We start from the raw sequence: 3,605 nt of genomic DNA, 5'->3' as shown, positions 1-3,605 counted from the left end.
GAAAATCAACATCATTAAAACCTTCGGGTAGCTGTGGTCGACGAGACATCTGTTCTAGATAATGCATGGTAATGATGCCTAAGCATAGTTGGCGGCAGCTTAAGGATTTAGAAAATGCGATTGGTATTATTACTTTAATCAGGTCTATGATCTCTGCCTAAAATGCGTTGTATACCACCCAGTCTTTACACAGCTATCTGCCACTACCCGGCTGAGCGCTATTGGCGCACTGGCCTCTAGTTCCCCCTGCCTGTCTTTTGCTGAAAAAAGAACACTACCAGCCTAAGCTTATTTATTTTGATCTCTTGATCGGGGGAACCCCTATGTATTACTGGTTTATGCTGTTTCTGGCCATTATTACCGAGGTGGCCAGCACATCCTTTATGAAAATGGCATCAGGAAGCAGCCCTGTGATGGGCTATACACTGATGGCTATTTTAATTTCCATTTCCTACTTCTTTCTGTCACAGGCGGTTCGCAACATCCCCCTGGCAATTGCTTATACCATGTGGGAAGGGCTCGGCCTGTTACTGATCAGCCTGATGTCCTGGTATTTCTTTGACGAAACGTTCTCAACCAACAAACTGATAGCCATGGCCTCACTGATGACCGGAATGGTTTTGATGAACCTGGGGGAGAAACTGTCGGAAAAGCAGGAACAGGAAAATAAAGCGCAACCGACCACTGAGAAGGAGCTGCAGCCATGTCAGACCATCTGCAACTGATTGCTATTTTCTGGGTCGTTGCCGCTTCCAGCTGTGACATTATTGGTAATGTACTGACCAAACTGTCCAACGGATTTACCAAAAAGCGGTTCGCTGTGATGGTTATGATCGTACAGATTGCGGCCTTTGTTTTCCTGTCCTTTGCCTTGGAAAGCATTGACCTCAGTATTGCCTACGCACTCTGGGGAGCACTCGGTATTATTGCCACTTCAGTGATTGGCAGAATGATGTTTGGGGAAAGTCTACACCCAGTCAAGGTGCTGGGTATAGGAGTCACACTTATTGCAATTCTGTTCCTGAAACTGTCCATATAATGATGGAGAAACGTCTATGAAGCATAGATCTATATGAGCTGCGACGTAGACGTAACCCAAGCTTACTGTAGGAAAATATGCACTTTAATTTTCTTATCCTATGGAAGAACTTCTTCCTCTTTCAGCATGAAGCCTGATAAAGGCTTAAACACACGCAATACTATCTGATGACTGGACTATGCCCCTACTTTCTCGCTCCTTGCAAATACAAAAATTATGGAATATTTATACCAGCTCTCAACCCAATAAACTCAAGAATAAGAAATATAAAAATCCAGTCACCCGGTTAGAAGCAAGTTTTTAAATCATGCTGTTATTTCCTCAATCGCTCATAGACTTAACCAACAAACTGATTACTTTTTTTGAAAACTCAAAAATAAAATCAGGATTTTATATTTAACATTCAGTTTTTCAATACAAACAAAATAGCTATCAGGTAAGAGGTTTTTATTAGTCTTACCGCGATAATAAATAAGTTCGTTTAATTAACTCTTCAGGCTGAGCTATTTCCCTGAAAAAATACTACCAGAAGAAAATTGGCTGTATGCCACCCAAATACCCCAGTTGATCGAAAAAATGGAATAACCAACTATTCTGTTAGCTATTCAAACAAAATCGAAATATTTTCCTGCTAACAAACTGATAATCATGTATAGATATAAAGGTAGAAATTATGGACGTCAGACCAAGAACGACAGGGTATGGGGTTGCAAAAGACAATAGTAAATTGACTGATAAAGAGAGCCCATCTACAGCCCATGGAGAGGCTTCGAACTATAGAGGGAGGCCCACAATAGCAGTGAATACAGAAGGGAAACTGGGTTACCAAAAACCCCGGGCGACTGAGACTATTGCTATTACTCATTCTAAAGTTTTACACATAGTGAAATATCCTTTAACACCTGATGGTTCAGGTCAAAAAGTTATAGTCGTTAGATTACAGCACTGCAATGATTCAAAAAGAAGTGATTCCGAAATAGAAGAAGCAGTACGATACCTAATACCCTTGCAAGGTCAGGTTGTAGAAGAAAAACTTGGGAAGGGTACCGGAAGTTCAGTATCTAAGTGCTGGGAGTTCCATCCAGAGCTGGAAGACGGTGGTGAGGGCGCTGCCTATGCCATCAAGAGGTCAGACCTTACCGAACCACGTTACTCTACTCAACTGATAGATGATGATGGCAATCACTCTGGTGAGCTGCTTGGTGGAAAAATGGCAGCAACTTTCCCACCAGGGAGTAAGATAAACCCTATTTTAAGCCATGCCCTTTATATTGTTTTAAATCGACAAGACGAAACTATTCGAAGTATTCCAAGCCATTTAGTCCAATCCCAAAGGTTCACTAAGAATGACTTGCTGTGTGCAGTTGTAACATTCACGGCACCTGAAGGTGACGCGCAAGATTTATGCAATGGCGATTGTCCAGCGGATGTATTCAGTAATTTCCGGGACGGAGTGCTGGATGCGATTGTACACTGCCATGAAGGGCAAGTCCCTCATGGTGATTTAAAACTTGAAAATATCCTAATGCTTGATAAAAAAGGAAGTGCTGCTGTTACTGATTTTGGTTTGGCAAAACAGCTTTCATATGACCCAGCTGATAAGAAGAAAGATAAAACTAATGGGTACACCCCTGACCACCTCCCACCAGAATATGCAAAAAAATCTCGTATAGTACGCAAGATGTCACTTTATGACTATGACGTTTGGGCCTACGGCCTTTGCCTTGCCATGATTGCAACAGGCAACAAGGAAATCCCTTTATTTGTTAAGCAATTCACTGCTAGTGCATACTCGAAAGGAGTGAGGCTGAAGGATTTTCTGGATAGAAATAGACATACCAGTGAAATCTCTAAAGAGCTGGAGATGCCATTGATGACTCAAGACACTATTGCCCTGTTAGATTATATATTCCGACCCGAGCTCGAGCGGCCAACTGCGAAGGAAGTAAAAACTTTTCTGATGAGTCAGTCTATGGAGAGTACTGCAACAGAGAGAAGAAAAAGCCCGCAGGGCCAGCCGCTACAAGGTGCTGTTGGCGGAGCACCACAAGCAGCAGCCCCTTCTTCAAAGAATCAGGTCGAAGATGTTATTGCCAAACTTTTAGATCGTAATTTTGAGGCGATTGAAATGTTTTTCAGCCTTTCTGAAAAGGATCAAAAGGAGGTTGCCCATCAACTAGGCGGTCGTCGGAACCTGGAGAAATTGATGGCACAGCTATAGCACCTCAAATAGCCTGAGCAGACAATACCGACTCATCCATCGTATACATAAAGCATATCGGTAGATCGTAAAATTGGTTCCTATCTTACTATTCTTGAATCATCCTAAGGATGGAATCTTGAAAAATAGTGAGCCTGTAAATAATTCTGTGTAAACGCCACCAAAACTATTACTCCTTGAACCGGTCAGGAAACATAATTTCAAACCGGTTCATGGCTGCTTTCCAGTTCCTGATCGGCATGGTCCATTTCTCGGAAGCTTTTTCCATGGCCAGATAGATTACCTTCATGACTGACTCATCAGTCCGAAAAATCTTCCGGTTCTTGATCGCCTTACGAATGACGC

General features: G+C 42.4%; 3 protein-coding genes and 1 pseudogene. 3 read left to right on the top strand and 1 reads right to left on the bottom strand.

The window, feature by feature from the left end:
- Positions 1-323: 323 nt before the first annotated feature.
- The 3 genes from AK963_RS26880 to AK963_RS26870 all read left to right on the top strand — a co-directional run bounded on the left by AK963_RS26880 (position 324) and on the right by AK963_RS26870 (position 3,260).
- Complete coding sequence (locus tag AK963_RS26880) at positions 324-725, top strand: DMT family transporter (RefSeq protein ID WP_066018417.1); 402 nt, start codon at positions 324-326, stop codon at positions 723-725.
- Positions 704-1,039 carry an SMR family transporter gene (locus AK963_RS26875; RefSeq protein ID WP_066018416.1) on the top strand — a complete coding sequence of 112 codons (336 nt, stop codon included), beginning with the start codon at positions 704-706 and terminating at the stop codon, positions 1,037-1,039. Before AK963_RS26880 ends, AK963_RS26875 begins: the two co-directional genes overlap by 22 nt.
- Before the next feature lie 673 nt (positions 1,040-1,712).
- Positions 1,713-3,260 carry a protein kinase domain-containing protein gene (locus tag AK963_RS26870; protein WP_066018415.1) on the top strand — a complete coding sequence of 516 codons (1,548 nt, stop codon included), beginning with the start codon at positions 1,713-1,715 and terminating at the stop codon, positions 3,258-3,260.
- 169 nt (positions 3,261-3,429) lie between these two features.
- Here AK963_RS26870 and AK963_RS32610 read toward each other — a convergent pair.
- Positions 3,430-3,605 (bottom strand): annotated as a pseudogene (locus AK963_RS32610) (IS256 family transposase); the annotation flags it as partial.

The sequence above is a fragment of the Endozoicomonas atrinae genome, assembly GCF_001647025.1.
GTDB lineage: Bacteria > Pseudomonadota > Gammaproteobacteria > Pseudomonadales > Endozoicomonadaceae > Endozoicomonas > Endozoicomonas atrinae.
This window is presented reverse-complemented; position numbering and strand designations above follow the sequence as displayed.